Origin of the sequence: Erwinia sp. 198 (genome assembly GCF_003937915.1) — a bacterium.
In the GTDB taxonomy this organism is placed as follows: Bacteria; Pseudomonadota; Gammaproteobacteria; order Enterobacterales; family Enterobacteriaceae; genus Erwinia; species Erwinia aeris.
The window spans coordinates 246,587-272,346 of record NZ_RHUM01000003.1; the positions used below are offsets into that span (position 1 = coordinate 246,587).

Annotated in this window: 20 protein-coding genes, 1 tRNA gene and 2 pseudogenes; 12 read left to right on the top strand and 11 right to left on the bottom strand. The window is 55.5% G+C overall.

Translation table 11 applies throughout. The features are described 5' to 3' along the window. Positions 1-4 precede the first annotated feature (4 nt). The 3 genes from EGK14_RS06135 to rsuA all read right to left on the bottom strand — a co-directional run bounded on the left by EGK14_RS06135 (position 5) and on the right by rsuA (position 2,555). Positions 5-337, bottom strand: coding sequence for a YejG family protein (locus EGK14_RS06135; protein WP_125288203.1), 333 nt, complete (start codon positions 335-337; stop codon positions 5-7). A 285-nt stretch (positions 338-622) separates the two neighbouring features. Next, positions 623-1,831: a Bcr/CflA family multidrug efflux MFS transporter gene (locus tag EGK14_RS06140; RefSeq protein WP_125288204.1), complete on the bottom strand. Its 1,209-nt coding sequence runs from the start codon at positions 1,829-1,831 to the stop codon at positions 623-625. A 10-nt stretch (positions 1,832-1,841) separates the two neighbouring features. Next, on the bottom strand, positions 1,842-2,555 hold the full coding sequence (gene rsuA, locus EGK14_RS06145; RefSeq protein ID WP_125288205.1) for a 16S rRNA pseudouridine(516) synthase RsuA: 714 nt from the start codon (positions 2,553-2,555) through the stop codon (positions 1,842-1,844). A 165-nt stretch (positions 2,556-2,720) separates the two neighbouring features. On the opposite strand from rsuA, the gene EGK14_RS06150 reads away from it, so the two are divergent. Both EGK14_RS06150 and rplY read left to right on the top strand, forming a co-directional pair. Further along, positions 2,721-4,475 (top strand): DEAD/DEAH box helicase, encoded by a 1,755-nt coding sequence (locus tag EGK14_RS06150; protein WP_125288206.1) that lies wholly within the window; start codon positions 2,721-2,723, stop codon positions 4,473-4,475. A gap of 141 nt (positions 4,476-4,616) precedes the next feature. Then, positions 4,617-4,901, top strand: a complete 285-nt coding sequence (rplY, locus tag EGK14_RS06155; RefSeq protein WP_125288207.1) for a 50S ribosomal protein L25 — start codon at positions 4,617-4,619, stop codon at positions 4,899-4,901. Positions 4,902-4,992: 91 nt separating this feature from the next. Here the strand turns inward: rplY and yejK are convergent, their stop codons facing one another. Beyond that, positions 4,993-5,997, bottom strand: a complete 1,005-nt coding sequence (gene yejK / locus EGK14_RS06160) for a nucleoid-associated protein YejK (protein ID WP_125288208.1) — start codon at positions 5,995-5,997, stop codon at positions 4,993-4,995. 156 nt (positions 5,998-6,153) lie between these two features. Here yejK and EGK14_RS06165 point away from each other — a divergent pair, with 156 nt between their 5' ends. The 8 genes and pseudogenes from EGK14_RS06165 to EGK14_RS06200 all read left to right on the top strand — a co-directional run bounded on the left by EGK14_RS06165 (position 6,154) and on the right by EGK14_RS06200 (position 14,035). After that, positions 6,154-6,381: a YejL family protein gene (locus EGK14_RS06165; protein ID WP_125288209.1), complete on the top strand. Its 228-nt coding sequence runs from the start codon at positions 6,154-6,156 to the stop codon at positions 6,379-6,381. Between the two features lie 12 nt (positions 6,382-6,393). Next, positions 6,394-8,142 carry an LPS biosynthesis-modulating metalloenzyme YejM gene (gene yejM, locus EGK14_RS06170; protein WP_125288210.1) on the top strand — a complete coding sequence of 583 codons (1,749 nt, stop codon included), beginning with the start codon at positions 6,394-6,396 and terminating at the stop codon, positions 8,140-8,142. A gap of 132 nt (positions 8,143-8,274) precedes the next feature. Then, positions 8,275-8,351, top strand: a tRNA-Pro gene (locus tag EGK14_RS06175). Positions 8,352-9,046: 695 nt separating this feature from the next. After that, a pseudogene (locus EGK14_RS06180) lies at positions 9,047-9,277 on the top strand (DUF3289 family protein); the annotation flags it as partial. Beyond that, a pseudogene (locus EGK14_RS06185) lies at positions 9,270-9,738 on the top strand (DUF943 family protein). The pseudogenes EGK14_RS06180 and EGK14_RS06185, both read left to right, overlap by 8 nt. 405 nt (positions 9,739-10,143) lie before the next feature. Beyond that, entirely contained in the window at positions 10,144-11,334 is a 1,191-nt protein-coding gene (locus EGK14_RS06190; RefSeq protein ID WP_125288212.1) for a macrolide family glycosyltransferase, read from the top strand. A 109-nt stretch (positions 11,335-11,443) separates the two neighbouring features. Further along, positions 11,444-12,550 carry an NAD(P)-dependent alcohol dehydrogenase gene (locus tag EGK14_RS06195; protein ID WP_125288213.1) on the top strand — a complete coding sequence of 369 codons (1,107 nt, stop codon included), beginning with the start codon at positions 11,444-11,446 and terminating at the stop codon, positions 12,548-12,550. Between the two features lie 273 nt (positions 12,551-12,823). Next, positions 12,824-14,035, top strand: coding sequence for a sugar transporter (locus EGK14_RS06200; RefSeq protein WP_125288327.1), 1,212 nt, complete (start codon positions 12,824-12,826; stop codon positions 14,033-14,035). Between the two features lie 76 nt (positions 14,036-14,111). Here EGK14_RS06200 and EGK14_RS06205 read toward each other — a convergent pair whose 3' ends face one another. Further along, a complete protein-coding gene (locus tag EGK14_RS06205) occupies positions 14,112-15,185 on the bottom strand; it encodes an acyltransferase (protein WP_125288214.1) in 1,074 nt (357 codons plus the stop codon). Between the two features lie 687 nt (positions 15,186-15,872). Between EGK14_RS06205 and EGK14_RS06210 the strand changes: the two genes are divergently transcribed. Together EGK14_RS06210 and EGK14_RS06215 are read left to right on the top strand one after the other, a co-directional pair. Further along, positions 15,873-16,079, top strand: a complete 207-nt coding sequence (locus tag EGK14_RS06210; protein WP_125288215.1) for a hypothetical protein — start codon at positions 15,873-15,875, stop codon at positions 16,077-16,079. A 70-nt stretch (positions 16,080-16,149) separates the two neighbouring features. Then, positions 16,150-16,917 (top strand): 4'-phosphopantetheinyl transferase, encoded by a 768-nt coding sequence (locus tag EGK14_RS06215; protein WP_125288216.1) that lies wholly within the window; start codon positions 16,150-16,152, stop codon positions 16,915-16,917. 71 nt (positions 16,918-16,988) lie between these two features. Here EGK14_RS06215 and EGK14_RS06220 read toward each other — a convergent pair whose 3' ends face one another. The 6 genes from EGK14_RS06220 to EGK14_RS06245 form a co-directional block, all read right to left on the bottom strand. After that, complete coding sequence (locus EGK14_RS06220) at positions 16,989-18,638, bottom strand: multidrug ABC transporter permease/ATP-binding protein (RefSeq protein ID WP_125288217.1); 1,650 nt, start codon at positions 18,636-18,638, stop codon at positions 16,989-16,991. Between the two features lie 71 nt (positions 18,639-18,709). Further along, positions 18,710-19,354: a DNA oxidative demethylase AlkB gene (gene alkB / locus EGK14_RS06225; RefSeq protein ID WP_125288218.1), complete on the bottom strand. Its 645-nt coding sequence runs from the start codon at positions 19,352-19,354 to the stop codon at positions 18,710-18,712. 40 nt (positions 19,355-19,394) lie between these two features. Further along, complete coding sequence (gene apbE / locus EGK14_RS06230) at positions 19,395-20,441, bottom strand: FAD:protein FMN transferase ApbE (protein WP_125288219.1); 1,047 nt, start codon at positions 20,439-20,441, stop codon at positions 19,395-19,397. 349 nt (positions 20,442-20,790) lie between these two features. Continuing rightward, positions 20,791-21,903 carry a porin OmpC gene (ompC, locus tag EGK14_RS06235; RefSeq protein WP_125288220.1) on the bottom strand — a complete coding sequence of 371 codons (1,113 nt, stop codon included), beginning with the start codon at positions 21,901-21,903 and terminating at the stop codon, positions 20,791-20,793. A 531-nt stretch (positions 21,904-22,434) separates the two neighbouring features. Continuing rightward, complete coding sequence (locus tag EGK14_RS06240; RefSeq protein WP_125288221.1) at positions 22,435-23,604, bottom strand: HlyD family efflux transporter periplasmic adaptor subunit; 1,170 nt, start codon at positions 23,602-23,604, stop codon at positions 22,435-22,437. Then, positions 23,601-25,751, bottom strand: a complete 2,151-nt coding sequence (locus EGK14_RS06245) for a type I secretion system permease/ATPase (protein WP_125288222.1) — start codon at positions 25,749-25,751, stop codon at positions 23,601-23,603. The genes EGK14_RS06240 and EGK14_RS06245 overlap by 4 nt, the downstream gene beginning before the upstream one ends. Between the last annotated feature and the right edge of the window lie 9 nt (positions 25,752-25,760).

Here is a 25,760-nt window from a genome sequence, read left to right on the forward strand (position 1 = left end):
TGGCTCAGGCAGGCATATCTTTAAAGGCTTCGGCAATGCCGACGCCAAAGTTTTTCAGGCGGCAGGTGGTAGCACATTCATCATTACGCGCCACGAACAGGCACGGCTCGCCTTCCCACTCGACCACGGTGCAGTCGAGCTGAATTTCCGCCAGCGCCTCTTTCAGCATCTGCATGATATCCCAGGCCTGTACGCCCTGATGACTGAGCAGGCTCAGGCCTACCAGGTCATCCTCCGCCTCTGTACCACTGAGCGCACGCGGCTCCAGCCGTTTTCCGGCTCCCCAGCGATAGCTTTGCGGCAGGCGATGCACTACCGAATGTTGTAATCTGTTCACCCCTACTCCCCAGCCCGTAGCCATCATCATTTCTGCCTGTTTCCGATCGTGGACATACCCCATCTGCGGGGGCTTAGTACCGTCGGTTCGTGATTTTGTTCTCATTTTTACCGCGTCGGCGCCGTAATAACAATCAATTTTGTTGCACAAAAGTAATTTAAGCCCGGTTATTTTTACAATAAGGCAACATTATAGCCTGTATCAATAGAAAAGCCGGGAAGCGAGGCTTCCCGTTTTGGCGAGGATTAAGCAGGTCAGGCTGTTATGCGGAGGCGGGCGTCAATGTTATTGCAAGCCGCGCTGACGGCTTTTACGCGGGCGCGTGGCGTAAATAAACAGCAGCACGGAAAACGTGGCGCAGATAAAAATGGAGCCAACCATCGGCCAGGCGCTGGTAAAGGTCATCGTTGAGAGCAGCGCGCCGACCAGCGCGCCCACGCCAAAGCGCAGCGTGCCCGCCAGCGAGGAAGCGGTGCCCGCCATATGCGGGAACTCCTCCAAAATCACCGCCATGGCGTTAGAAGAGACCATCGCCACGCAGCCGATAAACATTGCCACGCCAAACACCAGCGGCAGGAAGCCGAGGTTCAGCGCGCTGACCACTACCAGCCAGATACCCATCGTAAACTGGATCAGCAGCCCCAGACGGAACATCGCCAGCGGGCCGAAACGGCGCACGCAGCGGCTGTTCAGCAGCGTCATCAGAAACAGGAAAACCACGTTCAGCGCAAAGTAGTAGCCAAAATCCTGCGGCGAAATATGATTCAGCTCGATATACACGAAGGGGCCGGCGTTAAGGAAAGAGAACATCCCGGCAAAGGAGAAGCCGCTGGCCAGCATATAGCTGAATACGCGCTTATGGCGAAACAGCGACAGAAAGTTGCGCAGCGTGGTGCGCATATTGAATTTTTGCCGCTTATCGTGCGGCAGCGTTTCTTTGATCTGCGTGACCACCAGCAGCGTCGTGACCACGGCGGCCAGCGAAATAGCCCAGAAGATGGCGTGCCAGTTCCACAGCAGCAGCATCCAGCCGCCCAGGATAGGCGCCAGCAGCGGCGCGATGGTGGTGACCAGCATGACAAAAGACATCATGCGCGAAAACTCCTCTTTCGAGTAGCTGTCGCGCATCAGGGCGCTGATTACCACGCTGCCCGCCGCTGCCGACAGGCCGTGCAGCAAACGCATAAAGATCAGCTGATCGATGGTTTGCGCCAGCGCGCAGGCAGCCGCCGCGACGGCGAAGATCAGCGTGCCCACGGCTATCACCGGCTTGCGGCCAAAGCTGTCGGCCAGCGGGCCATAGATTAACTGCCCCAGCGCGAAGCCCAGAATATAGAGGTTCAGCGTCATCTGCACGCTGCCGGCCGACACGCCAAATTCGCGGGCGATTTGCGGAAGCGCAGGCAAATACATGTCGATCGACAACGGCATTAGCATAGCCAGCAGGCCAAGAATAACCACCAGTCCCGCCGACGAGTTCTTTTCCTTACGCATCCCTGTTTCCTTATTTTAATTCTGCGGGCAGCCTCACGCTGGCGATCTCTTCCACCGTCAGGGCGCGATACTCGCCCGGCTCCAGTGCCTCATCCAGCACGATATCGCCAATACGCTCACGATGCAGCGCCACCACGTGGTTACCCACCGCAGCGAACATCCGTTTTACCTGGTGATAGCGCCCTTCACTGATGGTCAGCCGTACCTGATTTTCACTGATGACTTCCAGGCTGGCCGGTTTAGTGAGATCTTTTTCGTTATGCAGCTGCACGCCTGTGGCAAACTGCTCCGCCGTGTCGTCGGCCAGCGCATTTTCCAGCGTCACCAGGTAGGTTTTCTCACAGTGATGGCGCGGCGAGGTGATGCGGTGCGACCACTGGCCATCATCGGTCATCAGCACCAGACCGGTCGTGTCGATATCGAGCCGCCCTGCCGCGTGCAGTTTATACGCGGTTGGCTCTTCCAGAAAATAGAGCACCGTTGGATGATCCGGATCGTCGGTGGAGCAGACGTAGCCCTGCGGCTTGTTCAGCATAAAATAGCGCGGGCCGATCTGCAGCCGTAACGGATTGCCGTCATATTCCACTTCGCTTTCCGGGCTGAGCTTAAAAGCCCCTTCGCGCACCACTTCCCCATCAACCGTCACCTTACGCGCGCGTAGCTCACGGGCGGCAATCGCCCGGCTGACTTCCAGCTGCTGAGATAAAAATTTATCAAGTCGCATTAAATCTGCACTGCCTGTTTCAATGAATGAATTCACCGTTCCTGTAGGGAACGTCAGAAGAGAGTAACAGCAGAAGTATATCGGGAGTTGCGGCTCAGGCACAGAGGCGCGCGCGCACGGAGCGGACTTTCGTGGCATAATGCGGCTTTGCTCGCGGATTTCATCATGTCCTTTACCCTGCGCCCCTATCAACAGGAAGCCGTTGACGCCACGCTCAGCTACTTCCGTCGCTCTCACCAGCCCGCCGTGATTGTCCTGCCGACCGGCGCGGGCAAAAGCCTGGTGATCGCCGAACTGGCGCGGCTGGCGCGCGGACGCGTGCTGGTACTGGCGCACGTCAAAGAGCTGGTGGCGCAGAACCACAGCAAATATCAGGCTTACGGCCTGCAGGCCGATATCTTTGCCGCCGGTCTGCAAAAGAAAGAGAGCCGCAGCAAGGTAGTATTCGGCAGCGTACAGTCGGTGGCCCGCAACCTTGCGCAGTTCGACAGCGAGTTTTCGCTGCTGATTGTGGATGAGTGTCACCGCATCGGCGACGCCGAAGACAGCCAGTACCAGCAGATCCTCAACCATCTGCGCCAGCGCAATCCGCAGCTGCGTCTGCTGGGCCTGACCGCCACGCCTTATCGCCTGGGCAAAGGCTGGATCTATCAGTTTCACTATCATGGCATGGTGCGCGGCGACGAGCGCGCGCTGTTCCGCGACTGCATCTATGAGCTGCCGCTGCGCTATATGATTAAACATGGCTTTCTGGTGCCGCCGGAAAGGCTGGATATGCCGGTGGTGCAGTACGATTTCAGCCGCCTGACGGCCAAAGAAAACGGCCTGTTCAGCGAGGCCGATCTCAACCTTGAGCTGAAGCAGCAGCAGCGTATTACGCCGCATATCATTCAGCAGATCGTTGAGTTTGCGCAGGATCGTCAGGGCGTGATGATTTTTGCCGCCACGGTCGAGCATGCCAAAGAGGTACTGGGTCTGCTGCCCGACAGCAAGGCGCTGATCAGCGCCACCACGCCCGCCGCCGAGCGCGATGCGCTTATTACCGCCTTTAAAGCGCGCGAGCTGCGCTACATGGTTAACGTGGCGGTCTTGACCACCGGCTTTGACGCGCCGCACGTCGATCTTATCGCCATTCTTCGCCCTACGGAATCGGTCAGCCTGTATCAGCAGATTGTCGGACGCGGGCTGCGGCTGTGCCCTGGCAAAACCGACTGCCTGATCCTGGACTACGCGGGTAATCCGCACGATATCTTTACGCCGGAAGTGGGCGCGCCCAAGGGCAAAAGCGACAATAAACCGGTGCAGGTTTTCTGCCCGGCCTGCGGCTTTGCCAATACGTTCTGGGGCAAAACCACCGCCGACGGCACCCTCATTGAGCACTTTGGCCGCCGCTGCCAGGGCGTAATGGAAGACGACGACGGCGAGCGCGAGCAGTGCGACTTCCGCTTTCGCTTTAAAAGCTGCCCGCACTGCAACGCCGAGAACGATATCGCCGCCCGACGCTGTCATCAGTGTGACGCGGTGCTGGTCGATCCCGACGATATGCTGAAGGCGGCGCTAAAGCTGAAGGATGCGCTGGTGCTGCGCTGTGCCGCGATGGTGCTGGAAAACGGTCGTGATGAGAAAGGCGAGTGGCTAAAGGCGCGCTATTTCGATGAGGAAGCAACCGAAGTGAGCGAGCGCTTCCGCCTGAGCACGCCCGCCCAGCGCAAAGCCTTCGAGCAGCTGTTTATGCGGCCGCATCAGCGCGCGCCCGGGGTGCCGCTCGGCTGGGAAAACGCGGCGGATATCGTGGCGATGCAGCCGCTGCTGCGCCATCCCGATTTTGTCGTCGCCCGCAAACAGCGCAATTTCTGGCAGATCCGTGAAAAAGTGTTCGATTATCAGGGCCGTTTTCGACGCGCTAATGAAATCCGTTAAGGCACGCGGTGTTTAATGCGTTGCCCGCGCCGGCCTTGCCTGCTACAATACGCCCCGCTTTTGCCGCTGGCGAAAGCTGAACAATCCAACCTGTTGCTGGGTCGCCTGTAGCAGGATAATTACTTAGAAAGAGACTGAACAATGTTCACTATCAATGCAGAAGAACGTAAAGAGCAGGGTAAGGGTGCGAGCCGCCGCCTGCGTACAGCTAACAAATTCCCGGCCATTATCTATGGCGGTAACGAAGCAGCTGTTGCTATCGAACTGGATCACGACTACGTGATGAACATGCAGGTTAAGCCTGAGTTCTACACCGACGTGCTGACTCTGGTTGTTGACGGCAAAGAAACTAAAGTAAAAGTGCAGGCTGTACAGCGTCACCCGTTCAAGCCAAAACTGCACCACATCGACTTCGTTCGCGCTTAATTGCCGACCGATCTCTTTGTGAAGAAAACGCCGCTTAATGCGGCGTTTTTTTATGGGCGTTGGTCAGCAGCGGGCATCCCTGCCGCTGCGCTTATTTGCCGCCGCTGCGACGCTGTAGCTGGTCACGCAGATTAGGCGGCGTGCCTTTGATGGTCAGCGTATCGGTAGCCGGATCCCAGAAAATGCGCTCGCCCAGCAGCATGGCGTCAAAGTTAATGGTCAGCCCGCCGCCGCTGCCAGCGAATTTTGTCAGCTGGCGCAGCGTGCTGCGATCCGCCGGGAAGCTCTCTTCCAGCTCGTAACCCTGCTCCTGGGTAAAATCCTGAAAGGTTTTTTCGCCCAGCGGTGCCAGCTCTTTCGACAGGCCTTCCAGCTCGATCTCTTCGCCCGACTGCAGCTGTTCGTTGCAGTAACTGTAAACCTGCTGACGATAGTTCTGACGCTCATTTTTATCCAGCGCCGCCTCCGCACAGTAGTCGTCCACCGCCTGAAGCAGACCACGGTTCTGCGCTTTGGTGTCCAGGCCCACGCTGGCACCAAGGAAATCCATAAAGAAGTCGGCGACCTTGCGCCCTACTCTGCCACGCAGAAAGGTCAGGTAGCGAGTTGATTCCGGATTGGTTTCCCATTCGGTCAGATCGATACGCGCCACGATATCCGCATGGTTAATATCCAGATAGTGGGTGGTGCTGATATCCAGTTCTTCGTTAACGCGCATGCTGTTCTGGCTATTCAGCACCGCAACCAGCAGATACTCCACCGCCAGATAGCGATAGTGGGCAAACAGCACCACGCCGCCGTCCGCAAAGGGATACTTAGCGAGTTCGTCGCGTAAACGTCCGGTCGCCGCGCGGCTGAAGGCCAGAAAATCATCCTGGCCCTTCCGGCAGTTGCGCAGCGCGTCGGCCAGCTCGCTCTCTTCATTAAACAGGCCGTAAGCCTTGCTTTTGGCGCTGTAGACGCGATGCAGCTCCTCCATCATCGCCGTAACCGGGCCATTGGCCGGCAGCAGCGACTCCCGCAGCACCAGCTCCAGCGTCTGCTCGTCACGCTTAATCATCTGATGAAGGGCAATCTGCTCGATATCCAGACTCATGTAAACTCTCCTTTAAACTTAAGCGCGTATTCAATCACCGAGCGTGGTCGGGATCAACAGGCAACAACATTAACCTTTTCCAGATGATAAAATTGCAGAAAGAATCGCGCTTTTACGGTAAGATGCCGCCTTTTAATAATCGATAAATTTGACGCTATGCCACAATCATCCCGTTACAGCGACGACCGCGTGGAAAAACTCCTCGCCGAAATGGTCAACGTGCTTGAAAAAGACAAGGCGCCCACCGATCTCTCTTTGATGGTGCTGGGCAATATGGTGACTAACCTGCTGAACACCAGCGTTGCTCCGGAGCAGCGCCGCGCGCTTGCGCGTTCATTTGCCGAGGCGCTTCAGGCTTCGGTACGTGAAGATAAAGCACACTGATGTGATCCCGCTATGGTAACAAGTCAGCCGCGCTACCGTGATAAAGTCTCCCAGATGATTGGCTGGGGGCATTGGTTCGCCCTGTTTAACATTATCTTTGCCCTTATCCTGGGTAGTCGCTATCTGATTGTTGCCGACTGGCCTGCCTCGCTGGTCGGGCGTATCTATGCGTTTACCAGCTGGACAGGCCATTTTAGCTTTATTGTTTTCGCCGCCTACCTGCTGATTGTTTTTCCCCTGACGTTTGTGGTGATGTCGCAAAGACTGCTGCGCTTTCTTTCCGCCATCATCGCCACCACCGGGCTGACACTGCTGCTTATCGACAGCGCGGTGTTCGCCCGCTTCCACCTGCACCTTAACCCGGTCGTCTGGGAGCTGGTGGTCAATCCCGATCAAAGCGAAATGGCGCGTGACTGGCAGCTGATGTTTATCAGCGTACCGGCTATTTTCCTGGTCGAGATGCTGTTCGCCACCTGGAGCTGGCAAAAGCTGCGCAGCCTGAACCGCCGCAGCTTTGGCAAGCCGCTGGCCGTGCTGTTTATCGTCACGTTCTTCGCCAGCCATTTAATGTATATCTGGGCCGATGCGAACTTCTATCGCCCTGTCACCATGCAGCGTTCCAACCTGCCGCTCTCTTATCCGATGACGGCCCGCCGCTTTCTGGAGCGCCACGGCCTGCTGGATGCGCAGGAGTATCAGCGCCGGCTGGTGCAGCAGGGTAATCCGGAGGCGCTTTCGGTCGCCTATCCGCTGAACGATATTACTTTCCGCGATGGCGGCACCCGCAGCAATCTGCTGATCGTCACCGTGGACGGGCTGAACGAGGCCACGATGCCGAAACAGCTGCCGCATCTGGCCCGGTTCGCTCAGGATAACGTGCGTTTTACGCAGCATTTTAGCGCCGGCAGCCAGGCCGACAGCGGCCTGTTCGGCCTCTTTTACGGTATTTCGGCAGGCTATATGGACGGCGTGCTCTCTTCGCGCGTGCCTTCGGCGCTGACGGATGCGCTGGCGAAACAGGGTTACCAGTTTGGCCTGTTTGCCAGCGACGGCTTTGCTTCGCCGCTCTATCGTCAGGCGCTGCTGGCAGACTATTCGCTGCCCACTTCAGAAATCCAGTCCGATGCACAGACCGTTGCACAGTGGCAACGCTGGCTGGAAACGCAGAAAACGAAAGGCGCGCCCTGGTTCTCCTATCTTTCTTTGTCCGGCGGCAAAAATGCTGGCGTGGCGAAAGAAGCGGCACGGCGCTACGCGCGCAGTGCGGCAGAAGTGGATGTGCAAATCCAGAACGTGCTCGCCACGTTACAGGAGAAAGGCCTGCTGGATAATACGGTGGTGGTGATCACGGCACAGCATGGCGTGGCGCTGAACGACGATGACGATATGGGTAACCGTGCAAACCTACAGGTGCCGCTGGTGATCCACTGGCCGAATACGCCATCGCAGCAGATTGATAAGCTGACCAGCCATCAGGATATTATGACTACGCTGATGCAGCGGCTGCTGCACGTGCGCACGCCGGCTTCTGATTATTCGCAGGGCGAAGATCTGTTTGCCGTGCGCCGCAGCCATAACTGGGTAACCAGTATGCATGACGGCCAGCTGGTGGTAACCACACCAAACCTGACGCTGGAGCTGAACAGCAACGGCAGCTATACCGCCTGGGATGCTCAGGGCCAGCGGTTGAAAGATCACAAGCCGCAGCTGACGCTGCTGTTGCAGGTGCTGACGGAAGAGAAACGCTTTATCGCTAACTGAGGCGCGGGTTTTAAAATTATTGCCCGCTCCCTGCTCTGCGTAAACCAGACGGCAACTTTGGCTATTTTCATAGCAGTCAACGTGTTAGCCGCTTGCAATCGTAGCGAATTTGCGTACTATTAGCTCACGCGTCGGCACGTAGCGCAGCCTGGTAGCGCACCGTCATGGGGTGTCGGGGGTCGGAGGTTCAAATCCTCTCGTGCCGACCAAATACATATTCTGTCAGTACCGGTTACTGATGGAAACCCCGCAAGAACCCGCATTCTCTTTGAGCTTGCGGGTTTTTTGTTGTCTGTAGGTAGCAGGATTTAGCGTATACAAATGGAGCAAGAGCTCTTCTTTTTAAGCCATAGCCTACTGAAGAAGAAAAGATCGGCTTGGTGGCTATATGAGACAGATCTTCAACGGCAAGCCCATGCTGTTCAGATCTGAACAACCCGACTACCTGGAAGATGACCACAGTCTCATCGAGAGCCATTTTATATCTTTATTTTTTTACATAATGCAATATTGAGGGTGTTTTCTGGATAAACATCAGGCCCGGATGAAATCGGGCCTGAAAGAAGCTACCGGGAGTGACAATTTTTTTTACAGAATGCCAATATTATCTTATAAAAAATACCTGCAAGGGCGAAGTCTGTCAGAAGAATTGCCGGGAAATAAACACTCTCCGGGTCTTTCACTCCGATACAATCTGAAATTTTAAACCAAAAATCCAATTGATTTTCAGACATTGGATAAGGGGGGTGGATAAATTTTAATGACAAAAGAAATAATACGCAGAAAAGTATAATTTTTATAGCGTCACGGACATGTTTTGCCATCAGCGATTACCTCTATATAGCCGTCAATCTCTATTTTTGTATCAGGAATATATTCTTTTTTAGTATCTATCAATATGCCGCTTACTCTTAAATCTCTCCAGATTAATGATAGTGGTTTCCAGGCTGTAGTGCATTACAGATCCCAGGATCATTTTGGCCTTGATGGCAGTGATATTTTAAACGCTAAATTTAGCTCTTTTCGCTTATTCCATATCTGGTTTGTCCTCCAAAGGTGCAACAAGTTTGGTTTTAAGCCCTTCATGACAAATATGGAGGCTACAGTAAAGATCGCTGGTGGACGAGATGAATAACAGAAATAGGAAATTTATGGTCATAGTGGTGCTGGCAGGTTTCACCTTACTTAGTTATTTACTATGGATATCTATACGGCCGGTTAAAATTATCGCCGTCCATCAAAGGAGTAGTCATTTTAGTGATGTACTGGTGAAAAACTTTCCTGTTACTGATAAAGGAAAAATAGCATGGTGGTTAGAAAATAAGGAAATGCTAAAAAATAAATATAAGCTCCCCAACTCCGACTCAGATGGTTCTTTTTACATTACCTTCTGGTTATTTGTTGATGGCTACAAAAAAGAGGGTAAATATGACAGGCTGTGCTTCACAGACATGAAAAAAGAGAATAATTGCATTGATAAAAATGCCGTTTTTTTCCGTAGAAGATGGCAGAGAAGGTTCCGTAATATTTACCCTTTACAACGGAACATATCGGATGGAAAAAAACGGTAAAATCGTTAAAGTTCAGCGTCAATGATTCCACCGCTATCCATATACTTTTTTAAACAGAGCAGCACTCTTCAGACTCTTCCCGATAAAGAATGGTCTTGTTGCCTCCACGTATCACTGCCCTAAGACGGCAAAATACCTATAGCGATGATGAAATTAATCCCGCACGGCTCTGCTGCGTTTGATTTTTCTTCCTGCACTCCCCGTGCAGCCGCCTTAGCTCCACATCATCGTACGTTAAGCCAGACCCGGCGGCTCTCTTTGTTATAAGAAAATCCTGACATATTAATTTCATTAACTGAATGATATCTTTGAGGATCCCTGAGCCACCGTGACTGATAGCAGCGGCCAGCTATACGGGCGGTTACACCAGTGGCCAGGCACAGGGAAAACTAAAGCGGTTTTAACTCTCATTATTTCAGGAAAACTGACTATGACGGTGAAGATAAGCGGCAAGAATATCCAACGGCACGTGGCCATTTTTAACTGTGCTGAACAGGGACACGTCAACCCGACCCTGGGGCTGGTCAAAGCACTGGTCGCGCGGGGCTACAGGGTCAGCTATACCACCTCGCCAGAGTTTTCCTCTCTTGTCGCTTCCTGCGGCGCCACGCCGGTTTTGTTTGAACCCACTTTTACCAAAGAACAGCCACGACCAGAGGATATGGGCTACGTTGTCCGCGAGCTGGCGCAGGAAGCACAGGCGACCTGCCGCCCTTTGCTGGCGGCCTTTGAGAACGACCGGCCCGACATTATCGCCTACGGCCCGCTTAGCTGGCTGGGCAAGATATTCGCCCATCTTTGGCAAGTTCCGGCCATCAGCCTTAATCCTACCCACGTCAGCTATCAGGGGCAGTCTGAGGAGTGGCTGGGCCTGTCGGGCGAAGAGTGGCCCTGCATACCGATTCTGGAAAAAATGCTGCATGACAATAACCTGAGCGTGGATCTTCGTGCCATCCTGGCCGCCCGCGATACTGCCATTGCCTTTATTCCGCGCTCTTTTCAGGAAAAACCCGACACTATTCCCCCTGGCGTAACCTTTGTCGGGCCAGAGATCAGGCCGGTAACCACGCAGCCTGGCTGGAAACCCGACTCAGCAGGACGGCCGATTGTCGCCATTTCGCTGGGCTCCGTTTATACCCATCAGACCGCTTTTTTCCGCGCCTGCATTCAGGCCTTCGCCAATAGCGAGTGGCATGTCGTTATGGCTATTGGCCGCTATGTGGATCCCGCGCAGCTGGGAGCTCTGCCTGCCAATATTGAAATTCACCGTCAGATAGCTCAGCTTGAGGTGCTACAGGCGGCAAGCCTGTTTATCACCCATGCCGGGATGAACAGCCTGATGGAGGCCGTTTATTTCGGCGTGCCGGTGATAGCCGTGCCTCAGCAGGCTGAACAGCGCCTTAATGCCCGGCGCGTTGAGGCGCTTGGCTTAGGAAAATATTTACCTCGCGAGACTCTTTCAGCCGCCAGCCTGCTTGCGGCCTCGCAGCAGATAAGCGCCGATCCGGCCTGTCAGAAAAACCTGGCCGCTCTACAGCAAGAAATTTATCAGGCAGGCGGCGCCAGCGCTGCGGCAGACGTATTCGATCGGATCCTGGCAGCAGGTCAGCGCGCTGCCTGACTGGTTTACACATTGCTGACGGCTGCCGCAAAGGCCTGACCAGGCAATCTGCCGGGCCTTTGGGCTGCCGTGAATAGAGTACTGTTTTAAACGCAGCCGGGAGCTGAAAATGACGCTGATAAACGCAGCCGTAGTTCGTGAAAAAGGCGGGGATTTTCTTATTGAGGAACTCATCCTTGATGATCTACGCCCGCATGAGGTTTTGGTCAACGTAGTAGCTTGTGGTGTTTGTCACTCGGATCTGGTTATCCGCGATCAGGAGTATCCGGTGCCGCTGCCGATGGTGCTGGGTCATGAGGGCGCAGGAATTATTGAAAAGGTGGGCAATGCCGTTACGCACGTCCAGCCCGGCGACCATGTAGTGATGAGCTTTGGCGCCTGTGGCGTCTGCCGCAATTGCCTGGCAAAAAAACCTTTTTATTGCCTGACGTTTTATGAGCAAAATTTTAAAGGCAGCCGAATGGACGGCAGCCACTGCCATCATACTCATGATGGCGAGCCTGTCGGCGGCTCTTTTTTTGCGCAAAGCGCTTTCAGTAACTTCGCGCTGGTGCCTGAAACCAACGTCATCAAAATCCGCAAGGATGTGCCGCTGGAGCTGATGGGGCCGCTTGGCTGTGGCATCCAGACGGGAGCAGGCGCAATAATCAACGTCCTGCAACCTGAGCCTGGCTCCTCTGTCGCTATTTTCGGAGCCGGTGCGGTTGGTCTTTCAGCCGCGCTTGCCGCTATAGCGCTGGACGTTGCGACGGTCATAATGATTGATATCAATGCCGAGCGCCTCGCTTTTGCCAAAACGCTGGGGGTGAGCCATACCATCAACAGTTTGGAGCAGGATCCTGTCACGGCGATTAACGCTATCCTCAGCCATGGCGTAGACTATTCGCTTGAATGTACCGGGCGCCCGGCCGTTTTCAGGCAGGCAGTTGAGGCATTAAGCACGCCCGGCGTATGTGGATTACTTGGCGCCGCACCGCTGGGTACCGAAGTTACTCTGGATATGAGCACGTTGCTGTTTGGCCGGACGATACGCGGCATCGTCGAAGGAGAAAGCGTACCGGCCGAGTTTATTCCGCAGCTTATTGAGCTGTGGCATGACGGAAAATTTCCTTTTGAAAAGCTAATCAAACTGTATGACTTTACTGATATCAACAAAGCGGTAAAGGCAGCCGAAAGCGGCAGCGTAATCAAGCCTGTTCTCAGGATGATCCGATAGCCCCTCTTTATATCGTCTGTTTTCCTGCTGCTGAAGATAAGCGCGTTGACGCTGTTTTCCCGCTGCTGAAAACAGACGTCTTGCCGCGCGCTTGTGCCCGTTCACTGCCAGATGACTGGCTGCTCACCAGCGACGTCGCCGCAAAATATAGCCTTCTCTAAACCTTCAAACTATGTAAAAAGTGTGATGACGATCACTTTCGGATTGAATTTTATGCGGTCGGCTCTAGAATGACGCGTTTTGAGTTTTGCGGAGCAGAAGCCTATGACTGATATGAACACCGTTACCGTTTCACGCAAAGTTGCCTGGTCACGCGTTCTGGCTTTGGCTGTTGCTGCGTTTATCTTTAATACCACGGAATATATGCCTGTCGGCCTGCTCTCCGATATCGGCCACAGCTTCGGCATGGAGTCGGCGCAGGCGGGCATTATGCTGACTATCTATGCGTGGATTGTGGCGCTGATGTCGCTGCCGCTGATGCTGATGACCAGCAATACCGATCGGCGCGTGCTGTTGATTGCGATCTTTGGCCTGTTTACCTTTAGCCATGTGCTGGCCTTTTTCGCCTGGAGCTTCGACGTGCTGCTGCTGAGCCGCGCGGGCGTAGCGCTGGCCCATGCGCTGTTCTGGTCTATCACCGCATCACTGGCGGTCAGGCTGGCCCCGCCGGGTAAAAGAGCGCAGGCGCTGAGCCTGATTGCGACCGCTACCGCGCTGGCTTCCGTGCTGGGCCTGCCGCTGGGCAGAATTATCGGTCAGGCCTTCGGCTGGCGCAGCACCTTCCTGGCCATTGGCGTCGGGGCTTTAGTGCTGCTGGGTCTGATTTTAAAAATTATGCCGCGCGTGCCGTCGGAGCATACCGGCTCGCTGAAAAGCCTGCCGGATCTGCTGCGCCGCCCTGCGCTGGTGGGCCTTTACGTGCTGGCCGTCGCCGTGGTGACCGCGCACTTTACCGCGTTTACCTACATTGAACCTTTTGTCGAGAAAGTAGCCGGCTTTGACCAAAGCTTTGCCACGCTTCTGCTGCTGATTTTTGGTATTGCGGGCATTACCGGCAGCATTATTTTTGGCAAGAGCGGCGAAAAACGCCTGTCGCCGCTGCTGACCGGCTCTATCGCACTGCTGTCGCTTTGCCTGCTGCTGCTGGCGGCGGTTGCGGCCAGCAAGGCCGGCCTGATTGCGCTGGGGCTGTTCTGGGGCATGGCCTTTATGATGATCGGCATGGGAATGCAAATGAAAGTGCTGACGCTGGCACCGGACGCCACCGATGTCGCTATGGCGATGTTCTCCGGCATATTTAATATTGGTATCGGCGCAGGCGCGCTGTTGGGCAATAAGGTTAGCCTGGATCTTTCCATGTCCTCAGTGGGCTATATCGGCGCTATACCTGCCGTCGCGGCGCTGGGACTGGCGGTGGCGATCTTCCGCAAGACGAAAGAGCAGCCGTCCCCCCATGAAGGCAGCGTGATCACCGAAGTGAAATAAACTCAGGGCGCAGTAATCTGCGCCCTTTTTTACGGCTGCTGCGGCGCACTGCCAGCAACCACCCTGCCGTTCGCGCTTAGCCGTTAGGCAGCACCTTCTTTTTCTCCCTGAACAGAATAAGGTTCCTCAGCGTATCTCTGACGGCCGGTTCAATATATTTAGTGATCAGCCAGGCAACCAGATAAAGCGCGGCTACTACCGCTATCGGCATAAAGCCCATCACGTAATCGCTGCTGATATGACGCTCCAGCTTCCTTAAGGTAGCGATCAGCATGTTTTCATGCAGCAGATAGATGGTGTAGCTGATAAAGCCGGTGAGCGTCAGGAACCTGCCTGACAGCATGCGTTCTACGAGCCGGCTATAAAAGCTGACGATAAAAAGCGCCAGCATTAGCAGCAGCGGTAAAATAACGATATAGCCATTGTTTTTGATGTAATAACTGAAGTTGATCAGTACCGCCACCAGCACCAGGGCGTAATGGAATTTGGCGTCGCGCTGATGCAGCCGTTCATACACCAGGCAACCGATCATAAACCACGAGTAGTGGATAAAGCCGAACTTGGAGATAAAATCCGCAATGGCCGGATGACCAATCATTTTAAAGGCGGAGGCGCCCGCTACCAGAAACATCGGCACCAGCAGCGAAGGCAGGCAGTATTTTCTGCCCAACGTAAAGTAGACGGCACCGATAAAGATATAAAACGCGGCTTCAACGTAAAGCGACCAGAACGATCCTTCCAGCGGTTTGACGGACATACCGGTCAAATACTGGAGTATCTCCGGGCTGATAAAAGTCAGGCCCGGAATGGCATTGGCCGGATGCGGCACGCCGAGCGGTCTTTCGCTAAATAAGCTGGCCGTAGCGAAGATCAGTAGCGTCACTATCAGCATGGCCGGGAAGAGCCGCAGCCAGCGCTTAAACATAAAGTTTATAAAGCTTTTTGATTTATCCAGGGTCATAAAAATAACGAACCCGGAAATCATAAAGAACAGCGGTACGCCCAGATAGCCCCAGGCGAATAAAGGAAAATCCTTAGTAAACGAAACGTATCCCAGATATTCAGGCCATCTGGCCCAGGCATGAAAGCCGATCACCAGCAGTATTGCCAGTCCTCGCATTCCATCCAGGTGTTTTATTCGCGTTTCCATGGTGACCTCTGATAACCTAAAACAACAAAAGCGGCACCATAGCACTCATAAACAACACTTAACACATGAGAGGAGTCTTAGAAAAGGAGATGGCAGAGCAACCGCACGTGGAAGAAACAGGGTTGCGATAAAATCACCTTAATTTTAAATAACTTACAAATAACAGCAAAACTAAACGCAAGTCGTCGCCTCTTACCGGAAAGTTCTGAAAAAGCGCCACCTGACTGTAAACGTTTACAACCCACCCTTTTTGTCCGCCTTTCTGCTCGTTCAGATAGCGAAAATAACCATTTTCGCCGCTTTAATATCCCGCTGATTAATTATTATCAGAAATTCTCAACTAATGGTTACTGAGATACCAGCCAGAGCAAGCAGTATTGTGGGTTAGCGCTGATACAGGCTTGTACAGCTTCTTACCCCCTTCAGGGGAGCAAAGTTCAGAGTTCAGGCCAGCGTTTTCAACGCGCTGTGGCGATCCTGAGACCGATTATAAATCGTTAGAAAGTAGCTAATTTATTTTAAATGCCTTAACCAGAAAGCCGCTGAGGAAGCGCCTCCGCCATAAAGCACACTTCTCCCCGGCCCGGTTGGCATTAGCCTTAATCTTAAAGCCAGACGCTGCAACAAAACTGTCATCTTCCTGACATAGGCTGAACCTACACTTTTGAGGCAGTAACAGGTAACCCAATGGCAATCATTAAGGCAAGAAATTACAGGGACGCTGAAGAGATGCTGCAGTCCGGTATCAGCAAGGTCGAACTGGCCTATGACATTGACAGCGATGATTTTTTTCGGTTCGCCAGCCACTGGTGCGATCGCGGCGCGAAGATTTCCCGCGGCAATAAGCACTTTGTTGTTTCATTGAAAGGGCTGCACATTCCTCCCAATAAGTAACCTGCGCCGCGCTTTACTCCCGGTACGCTAACCTGCTTAAATTCTCTTTTTTGATTAACAGGCAGAAAAAATGCGTTCTGATTGGCTCAACAGACCGGCACAAAGCGAACCGGCGCTTTTGTCGGGCGCCACCTTGCCCAAAGATCGGTTTTTAACCGCGTCCGTTAGTTCACGTCTGGCAGAACATTCTGATGTTCTGCTGGTACAGGCTCGCTACGATCTGGCTTATTACAGCGACCAACTGTTCACCGACTACCGCCTGCCCTTCCCTGCTCACCTGCATAAAGCCGTGGCGAAACGCCAGGCGGAATACCTTGCCAGCCGCCTGTGCGTGCGTGCGGCGCTGCGTCAGTTTGGTTTTAACGATTTTCTGCTGACTAACGATGCCGACCGCGCGCCGGTCTGGCCAGAAGGAATAATGGGTTCACTTTCGCATACCCGCGCCTGCATTAGTCTGCTGCTGGCCGATAAGGCGACGGGAAAGCAGCCCGGCGTGGATTGTGAAGAGATTATGCGGCCCGAAGCGGCGGAAGAGATGCGTGAGATGATTATTAACGAGCGCGAGTACGGCATTTTACAGAGCAGCGGCGTGCCCTTCGCGACCGCGCTCACCGCCGCTTTTTCCCTCAAGGAGAGTCTGTATAAGGCGCTGTTCCCGCTTTTCCGCCAGTTTATGCATTTCAACGAAGCGGAAATCATCGCTTGCCGGGCAGGACTAACCGGCGTCACGCTGCGGCTGAACCGGGCCTTATCGCCACGCTTTCCCGTCGGCACGCTGTTTACCGGCTGCGTGGCGCTGGCTGAAGGGCAGCTGACCAGCTGGGTCATCGTCACGTAGGCGACCAATAAGCCCGCTGGCCCATATTAAGCCACAGCCGGCCTGAGTGACGGCAAGCCGCCGTCGGCGGACTAATCGGTACCGGTACGCTTTACTGCATCCAGCGTAGCCCGATCGCGCGCTTCCCCGATCAGCTCGCCTAGTTTTCCCTCACGCATTTCCAGCAGCCTGTCGGCGTGCAGAAAATAGTGGTCGTCATGGCTGATGGCGACAACGGTTTTGCCCATCTCTTTCAGCCACGGCAGCAGCTCGCGGTAGAAGATGCGGCGGAAATGCGGATCCTGATCGGCGGCCCATTCGTCCAGCAGCAAAATATCGCGCTGCTCCGCCGTAGCAAGCAGCATCGCCAGACGCTTGCTCTGCCCTTTGGACAGTTTAAGGTTCAGCACCCGGTTGCCTTCCAGCTTGAGTTTATCCTGCATATGCAGGCGCTCCAGCCACAGCTGTACCTGAGCCGGATCGGCTGGCTCGCCGCTGGCGTCGATCAGGCGGTCAAACAGATGAACATCGGTAAAGATAGCGGAGAAAAGGCGTCGATAGTCCGCCATCTCCGTTGCCGCCACCGGTACACCGTCCAGCAGGATTTGCCCTGATACCGGCTGGTACAGTCCGGTCAGCAGCATCGCCAGCGTGGATTTGCCGCTGCCGTTGCCGCCGATCAGAAAGACCAGCTCGCCGCGTTTTAGCGTCATGTCGATCGGGCCGACGGCAAAGCCGCCGTCGCCATAGTGAAACACCACATCGCGCAGCTCCAGGGTTTGCCACGCGCGCGCGGCGGCGGGCTGCTCAAAGCTTTCCTGGTAAGCCGCCAGCCTGAAGGTATGGAGCTTGTTAAAGGCGACCTGGGCGCTCAGCAGCGTAGGCAGCGCGCCGACGGCGGAAAGCAGCGGCGTGCGCAGAAACAGCAGCGTAAGCGAATAGGTCGCCGCCACCGCCGTATTCGCCCAGCCCAGGCCGTTAGCCATAAAGAAGACCAGCCCGATGGCGCCCAGCATCATAATATTCGACCAGTTCACCGCGCTGAGATGAAAAGTATCGGCGCGCACAATATGGTGGCGCCAGGCGCGAGCGTCTTCCTGATAAACCGTCTCGTAAATTTGCTGCGCGCGCTGGCGGTTAAGCGCCAGCTCTTTGCGCCCTTCGATAATGGTCTGATAGTCGACGTAAAGCGCGTCTTCAAGCTCGCGCAGCTTCGCCAGATGGCGATAGACCCTGGAGACCAGCAGCCAGCCGCCAACGATGGTGATGGTCAGCCAGAGGGTGGTGATCAGCAGCATTTTCGGCGACAGCCAGGCCAGGTAAGCGGCCGAACCCAGGGTCAGGATCGCGCCCTGAATCAGCTCGGGCAGGCGCACAAAGGCGAGGGTAATGCTGCGGACGTCGCTGGTCAGTGCGGCCAGCAGCTGGGCGCTGCCGATCTGTTCGATACGTTCGATCTGGGTATCCAGAATGCGTCGAATAAACTCACCGCGCAGCCGGTAAACAAAATGGTGGCCGAGCAGCGTCAGCGCCAGCTGCGAGGCCAGGGTCACCGCCATCAGCAGCAGCAGCAGCCCAAAGAAAGACGGCAGCAGCCAGACGCCGGCGTTCAGCGAAACAATCAGCTCGCGGTTGATAAAGGCGATCAGCCCGATACCGAGCGCGGCGCTCAGTAAACTGAGGCCAATTACCAGCACAAAAGGCCAGCGATACTGGCGGTAAACGACGCGAAGCAACTCCATAACACTATCCCATTATTCTGAGCAGCCTGCAGTTTAATGAGAAGCGGGACGATAGCAATAATAATTCTCGTTTACCGAAAAGCGCGCCGGAAGGTCAGATTATAGCGAAACGCGCCGGTGGCCGGATGGCTGCCTGCTTTTAACGGCAGGATGCCGTGATAGCGCAGGCGCGACGGCCCGCCCCAGACCACCACGTCGCCATGCTCCAGCAGCACGCGCTGCACCGCGTCGCCCCGCCCGAAGCCGCCAAACTGAAACACGGCGGGCAGACCCAGAGAAACAGAAACGATAGGCTGGCGCATATCCTGTTCGTCTTTGTCCTGATGCAGGCTGAGCTTCGCCGCCGGCGCGTAGCGGTTGATCAGGCAGGCATCGGGCTGAAAATGGGGAAAACCGGCTTCTTCCGCGCAGGCCATCGCCAGCTGACGAAAGCGATCCGGCATCGCCGGCCAGCGCTGGCCGCTAACGCTGTCGTATTCGCTGTACTGATAGCCGCGCGCGTCCGTCGACCAGCCGAAATCGCCGCAGTTGGTCATCGCCACCGACATGCGGTGTCCGCCCGGCGTAATGCGGTGATGAAAAGGATTTCGCGCGGCGATATCGTCAACCAGCGCCAGCAGCGCTGCCGCCTCGTCCCGCGCGCGCCGACGCAGGATAGCCGCCCCTTCCGCCAGCGGCTCCAGCCAGGGCGTCTCTTCACTAAATAAATCCAGCATAAAAGCTCCTTAGCGGGCCGTTGCCCGTGAGTAAATGCCGCTATTGCGCTTCCGGCACCAGAAAAGCGCTGAACTGCGGCGACATCCAGCTGCTAAAGCCGTTACCCTGCTTCACAATCAGATAAACCGCCAGCTGTTCGCGCAGCGCCAGCGCCTTCGCCTGCTCTTCGCCGAGCACCATCAAGCCGGTATCCCAGCCGTCCGCTTCCAGCGCGGTGGTCGCGATCACCGTTGCGGAAACCAGCTTGTGCTGGATCGGCTCGCCGGTGGTCGGATCGATCACATGCGAAATGCGTTTGCCGTTCAGCTCATAATAGTTACGATAGCTGCCGGAGGTGCTGATGCCGTGCCCCTGAAGATCCACCACCGCCTGCACCGCGTTTTCTTTATCGGTAGGCTTCTGGATCGCTACTTTCCACGCCTTGCCTTCGGCGTTTTTGCCGCGCGTCAGCACTGCGCCGCCAACGGAAACCAGGTAGTTATTGATCCCCTCTTTTTCCAGCAGGCGCGCCAGATGATCGGTGGCGAACCCTTCTCCCATAGTGGACAGATCGACATAAAGATCCGGCAGATCCTTTTGCAGATAAGCCCCTTCGCTGCGCTGGATAACACGCAGATGCTGCAGGCCGGTCAGCGCACGCGCCGCCGCAATCTGCGCCTGTGTCGGCACGGTAGCAGGCTGTTTGGCAGGGCCAAACCCCCACAGATTGACCAGCGGCCCGACGGTGATATCCATCTTGCCGTGCGTTTTCTGGCCGATGCGCAGCGCCATAGTGACGATGTCCGCCATATTGTCGCTGACCGGCTGCGGGTCGCTGCCGCGATACTGATTAAAGCGCGAAAGCACCGAATCGGCTTTCCAGGTCGACAGCTCCCGATCGTCATTATCCAGCTGCTGCTGCACCGCTTTTTGCAGATTTTCTTTCAGCCCGGGGTCAACGTTGGCGAGGCTAACCCTCCAGAATGTTCCCATAGTGCGTCCTTCCAGCACCATGGCCGACGCGCCAACGGTTTCACGATGACGGTCACAGCCGGAAACCAGGATAAATGCTGCCATAACAGGATAGTACAGCCATTTCTTCTTCATATTACGCAAATTTCCCTGCAATAGTTTTGGTCCTGAAAGCGTGAAAATGCAGCATGGCGCCGAACCTGGCGGGGTTGATCTTCTGGCGGATGCTACTCAGTATACCCGTTGAACCCACTTTACCGCGGCGCTTTGCCGCAATAATGGAGGTCTTTATGATCTACTTTCTGCTACCTTTCGTCTGTCTTGCACTGATTATCTTTTCAGGCTACAAGCATTACAAGCAGACGCATACCAGACAGCTCAATCGTCCACGTTTTCGCTGAGAAAGTGGTCAGGGAGGTACGCTAAGCGCAGGGAAACGGCGAAGAGTTAAGAAGCGGGAGCGCATGGCGCGCTCCCGCGGAAATCAGAACTGGTATACTAAGCCCAGCGCCACTACGTCATCGGTGTTGATGCCGGCAGCGTTGGTAAAGTTGTTGTCATCAAGCAGGTTGATCTGGTAGTCAACGTAGGTAGACATGTTTTTGTTAAAGTAGTAAGTCGCGCCTACATCCACATATTTTTTCAGGTTCTGCGAGCCGTATCCTTCGATATCGGAGCCGCGAGAGCTGACGAACGCCAGAGACGGACGCAGGCCGAAGTCGAACTGATACTGCGCTACCACTTCCCAGTTATCCGCCGTGTTGGCGTAACCGTAGATGCTGTCGTCGCTTCTGCTGTCGCCAAAGCGGGTTGCGTTGTAAGAACGGGTATACATCGCCGCCAGGTAGATGTTGTTAGCATCATATTTCAGGCCGCCGGTATAGGCCGTGGCCTTATCGCCATTCCCCAAAATGCCGTTGGTGTTATTGTTCTGTTCGTTAGTGCGGTCAGAGCTGAACATCGCCGCGCCGATACCGAAGCCGGAACCCAGATCGTAAGTGGTGGACAAACCCCAGCCGTCGCCGTTGCGCGCCAGCACGTCACGTCCGTCCAGCTCGGAGCCGCTGTTGTTTTTGCCCTGATACTGGATAGCGAAGTTCAGGCCTTCAACCGCACCGAAGAAGTTGTTATTGCGGTAAGTCGCCAGGCCGCTGGAGCGCTGGAACATAAAGTTGTCCGCGCCGTAGGTATCGCCGCCGAACTCCGGCAGCACGTCGGTCCATGCGCCGATATCGTAAGCCACGCCGTAATTACGACCATAGTCCAGAGAGCCCGCATCGCCGAATTTCAGACCGGCAAAGCCGACGCGCGTATAGCTGTCTGCGGTGCCTTCATTTTCCGTGGTGTTCAGCGCCGCCTGGTATTCCCACTGGCCGTAACCGGTCAGCTCGTTGCTGATTTGGGTTTCGCCCTTGAAGCCGAAGCGCAGGTAAGACTGGTCGCCATCGGAGCCGTCGTTATCGGAGAAATAGTGCAGGCCGTCTACTTTGCCAAACAGGTCAAGCTTGTTCCCGTCTTTATTGTAGATTTCTGCCGCGCCGGCAGAACCTGCGATCAGCATGGCCGGGACGGCCAGGGAGAGAACGCGAAGTTTCATTTTGTATTACCCTCTTGTTATATGCCTTATTTACCACTGCGTGCTGAACGTCGAAAATTCAGTCGGCACCCTCATGGTAGAGAGCGGTCAGTAATTATCTATAAAGAAAATGCTACTAAATTTCCGAATGTGTTTCATTTTGTAATTCAAATATTACAAAATGATAATATGTGGGAACTTTATGGCCGCACGCAGTGATAAAAAATAACGCACTAAATGTCAAGTAATACCTAATCTTCAAATATTCATAGGGTTATGTAATGTTACCTGTGTGAGCACTGAATGATAAAAAGACGTAGCATTTTGGTTTATAATATACGGGCTATCATCATTTTATTTCATTATTACCTTCATTCACCCCGAATGTTTTGTTTTACCCTATTTTTCTGCCGAACCTTGTGTTCGGCTTTTTTTATGCCTGCTCTATGCGCAATTCCCCGCTGTTGCTGCGGTTATAATTAAGACCAAAAAAAACCACTGAACGGCGAACGAAAAAAGTTTATTTCATTCACTATTCAGTGGCGTAATTAATTATCTTTCGCGCAGCGACTCTTTAACTTTATTCAGCGGCTTAACCAGGTAATCCATGACCGATTTCTGGCCGGTTTTAATTTCAACGTTCGCCACCATGCCGGGCACGATAGGGAATTTTCTGCCGGCCTTATTAACCAGCTCTGCCTTCTGCGTACGTACGTAAACGCGATAATAATACTGGTCGCGTTTAACCTCGTCCTGCAGCGTATCCGGCGACACCGTCTCCACTTCGCCATCCAGATTGCCGTAGATAGAAGAGTCGTAGGCGGTGATTTTGACCACCGCAGGCAATCCCGGACGGATATAGGCGATATCGCGCGGGTTGATGCGGGTTTCAATCAGCAGCTGATCCTCCAGCGGGACAATCTCCATCAGCTTACCCCCCGGTTGAAGCACGCCGCCGACCGTGGTGACCTGGATATCTTTGACGATGCCGCGCATCGGCGAGTAGAGCGTGGCGCGCGTCAGCTGATCCTCTTTGCCGGTCAGCACCTGGAGCTGAGCATCCAGATCGGCATTGTTTTTAACCTGTTCCTCGCGCGCGCGTACCGCGTAATCGTTTTTTGCCTCGTCAATCTTACCGCGCAGATCGCTAATCTGCCGACGCAGCCGGATGACCTCCACCTGCCCCGCCGCGCCTTTCGCCACCAGCGGTTCGGTCATGCGCAGCTCGTCCTGCACCAGCTTCATCGACTGGGTAAGATTGCTGACCGTTTCCGTGAGGTTGCGTCGACGCGACTGGTAAAGCTGCGTCTCGCGCGCCACCAGCTCCGGCTCCTTGAGCGTTTCGGCGCTGAACGCCAGCGGCGCGCCGGTCAGTTCAGCACGCAGCCGTTCCGCCGAGGCGCGCAGCGTGCGGGCTTTAGCTGCCGCCTCGCCGAAATTGGACTGAAAGCGCGTAGGGTCGAGACGGCCCAGTACCTGGCCCTTTTCGACGATATCACCTTCATGTACGTTCAGCTGATTGACGATGCCGCCGTCCAGGCTGTCAATAATCTGTGCGCGGCTGGACGGCGTAACTTTACCGGTGCCGACCGTGACCTCATCCAGAATGGCGAAGTGCGCCCAGACAAAAAAGATCGCCAGCGCGGCGGTACAAAGCCAGATAATAGCCGAGGTGCGCTTTTCGTTACGTTTCAGGCTGCGGTCGATCAGTATCAGGCTCATGCTGCGTCCCCCTGTCCGCCGTTTTGCTTCGCCGTCTGCGCGGCGGCGGCGCGTAAAATGTCATCGCGCGGCCCATCCGCCACGATACGCCCGTTATCCATAACGATAATTCTGTCCACCAGCTTCAGCAGCGCCGGACGGTGCGTGACCAGCACCAGGGTGCGCCCCGACAGCCAGCCCTGCATCTGCCGGATCACATACTCTTCCAGCGCTTCATCCATCGAGGCGGTCGGCTCGTCCATCAGTACCACCTGCGGCTGCCGCAGGATCATCCGGCTGAGCATCACCATCTGCCGCTGCCCGCCGGACAGGCCGCGCCCGCCCTCGTTGATAATACGGTCAAGGCTGGATGCATCCTGCTGCACCAGGCTCAGTGCGCCGCTGACCTTCAGGGCCTGAAGCATCTCCTGCTCGCTGGCGTGCGGATTGCCCAGCATCAGGTTTTGCCGCAGCGTGCCAAAAAAGAGGCGCGAGTCCTGCGACAGCCAGCCCAGCTGGCGGCGCAGATCTACCGGATCGATACGCTGAACATCCACGCCGTCGACGATCACTTTGCCCTGTGTTGCCCGCGCCTGACCAGCCAACAGCTTCAGCAGCGTGGATTTCCCCGCGCCCACCTTGCCGAGGATCGCCACCCGCTCGCCCGGCTTGATTTGCAGCTGGTTGATGGTCACCACGTTTTTGACGTTTTCTTCATCGTAGCTGTACTGCACGCCGCGCAGATCGTAGTGCCCGGTCAGCGTGGGACAGTGCGCCATTTCGCCCTCTTCCGGCTGATCCAGCGGTTTCTTCAGCAGCTCATCCAGGCCCGCCATAGCGGTTTTGGCATGTTGCCAGCGTGAAAACACCATCGTCAGCTGCATCAGCGGCGCAATGGTGCGCGACGAGAGCAGGCTGCTGGCGACCAGCGTCCCGGTGGTGATCTCGCCGTTCAGCACCAGGTAAACGCCGAACACCAGCATGCTCGCATAGGTCAGCTGCTGAACCGTCGAGGCCCAGCCGGTTAGTCTTGCCCCCCACAGCCTTTGCTGCATGCCGATAGTGGCGCTGACCTCATGCGTCTGTTCCCACTGCCGCTGGAAATAGGGTTCCGCCTGTAAGGATTTGATGTCTTCGATGCCTTCGATGGTTTCCACCAGCACCGCGTTACGCAGCGCGCCCTCGCGCAGCCCCTCTTTCGCCAGCTTCGCCATCGGGAACTGCACCAGCAGCCCCGGAATAACGATCAGCGGGATCGCCAGCAGCGGAATAATCACCAGCGGGCCGCCGATAAAGCCCATCAGGCACAAAAACAGGATCACAAAAGGCATATCTGCCGCCGCGCCCACGGTGGTTGAGGTCAGCAGCTCGCGTACCTGATCGATTTCACGCAGCTGCGAGATAAAAGATCCGGTGGATTTGGGCCGCGCTTCGTTGCGAATATTCATCGCGCGCGCGAACAGCATGGAGGAGACTTTCAGATCGATGCGCTTTCCCATCAGATCCGAAACCTGGGTGCGCATCAAACGAATAACATACTCGATGGCGGCGGCAATCAGCACGCCGGCAAACAGTACCCACAGTGTCGGCTCCGACTGCGCCGGGATCACGCGATCATAAACCTGCATGGAGAAAAGGATGCCGGCAAGCGCCAGCACGTTGCCGACCACCGAGGCCAGCGAAATCTCCATGATGCGGCGGCCCATGCCGCGAAAGTTTTCCCAGAACCAGTGTTTTTTGTACGGCTGAACAAATTCGTCGATGCGCGCGTCGCGTCCGCGCGCCGCCACGCCGACAATGCCCACCTGCTGCTGGCTTTGCGCCAGCAGCAGCGCCAGCTCGCTTTCCCGCACCACGTCGCCGCCGTCGCTCAGCCAGTAGCGTGCTTTGCCCTCCGTATCGATGGTTTCCACCACCACCACGCTGCCGTTTTCCATAATCAGCACCACCGGCGTCACCTCCTGCCGCCAGCGAATTTTATCGCGCGGCATCATGGTCAGATGCAGGCCCAGCAGGCCCGCCAGCCGCTCCAGCTGCTGCGCGGGCGTCAGATGCTCGAACCAGCGCATCTGCTGACGCAGCGTGGAGCCATCCGCCGGTTTGCCAAAGCGCGCCGCCACGCGCAGCATCGCGTCAATCCAGTTTTCAGTACTAGCGGTTTTGGTCATAAGTACGGC

What these genes read in the sequence shown, in the direction of transcription:
- rsuA (WP_125288205.1), bottom strand. Translation starts at nt 2,555, where the DNA reads ATGCGACTTGATAAATTTTTATCTCAGCAGCTGGAAGTCAGCCGGGCG.
- EGK14_RS06205 (WP_125288214.1), bottom strand. Translation starts at nt 15,185, where the DNA reads ATGGAAACGCGAATAAAACACCTGGATGGAATGCGAGGACTGGCAATA.
- apbE (WP_125288219.1), bottom strand. Translation starts at nt 20,441, where the DNA reads ATGAAGAAGAAATGGCTGTACTATCCTGTTATGGCAGCATTTATCCTG.
- ompC (WP_125288220.1), bottom strand. Translation starts at nt 21,903, where the DNA reads ATGAAACTTCGCGTTCTCTCCCTGGCCGTCCCGGCCATGCTGATCGCA.
- alkB (WP_125288218.1), bottom strand. Translation starts at nt 19,354, where the DNA reads ATGCTGGATTTATTTAGTGAAGAGACGCCCTGGCTGGAGCCGCTGGCG.
- EGK14_RS06240 (WP_125288221.1), bottom strand. Translation starts at nt 23,604, where the DNA reads ATGAGCCTGATACTGATCGACCGCAGCCTGAAACGTAACGAAAAGCGC.
- EGK14_RS06190 (WP_125288212.1), top strand. Translation starts at nt 10,144, where the DNA reads ATGACGGTGAAGATAAGCGGCAAGAATATCCAACGGCACGTGGCCATT.
- EGK14_RS06195 (WP_125288213.1), top strand. Translation starts at nt 11,444, where the DNA reads ATGACGCTGATAAACGCAGCCGTAGTTCGTGAAAAAGGCGGGGATTTT.
- EGK14_RS06150 (WP_125288206.1), top strand. Translation starts at nt 2,721, where the DNA reads ATGTCCTTTACCCTGCGCCCCTATCAACAGGAAGCCGTTGACGCCACG.
- yejM (WP_125288210.1), top strand. Translation starts at nt 6,394, where the DNA reads ATGGTAACAAGTCAGCCGCGCTACCGTGATAAAGTCTCCCAGATGATT.
- EGK14_RS06140 (WP_125288204.1), bottom strand. Translation starts at nt 1,831, where the DNA reads ATGCGTAAGGAAAAGAACTCGTCGGCGGGACTGGTGGTTATTCTTGGC.
- EGK14_RS06215 (WP_125288216.1), top strand. Translation starts at nt 16,150, where the DNA reads ATGCGTTCTGATTGGCTCAACAGACCGGCACAAAGCGAACCGGCGCTT.
- EGK14_RS06200 (WP_125288327.1), top strand. Translation starts at nt 12,824, where the DNA reads ATGAACACCGTTACCGTTTCACGCAAAGTTGCCTGGTCACGCGTTCTG.
- EGK14_RS06220 (WP_125288217.1), bottom strand. Translation starts at nt 18,638, where the DNA reads ATGGAGTTGCTTCGCGTCGTTTACCGCCAGTATCGCTGGCCTTTTGTG.
- EGK14_RS06210 (WP_125288215.1), top strand. Translation starts at nt 15,873, where the DNA reads ATGGCAATCATTAAGGCAAGAAATTACAGGGACGCTGAAGAGATGCTG.
- EGK14_RS06165 (WP_125288209.1), top strand. Translation starts at nt 6,154, where the DNA reads ATGCCACAATCATCCCGTTACAGCGACGACCGCGTGGAAAAACTCCTC.
- yejK (WP_125288208.1), bottom strand. Translation starts at nt 5,997, where the DNA reads ATGAGTCTGGATATCGAGCAGATTGCCCTTCATCAGATGATTAAGCGT.
- EGK14_RS06245 (WP_125288222.1), bottom strand. Translation starts at nt 25,751, where the DNA reads ATGACCAAAACCGCTAGTACTGAAAACTGGATTGACGCGATGCTGCGC.
- rplY (WP_125288207.1), top strand. Translation starts at nt 4,617, where the DNA reads ATGTTCACTATCAATGCAGAAGAACGTAAAGAGCAGGGTAAGGGTGCG.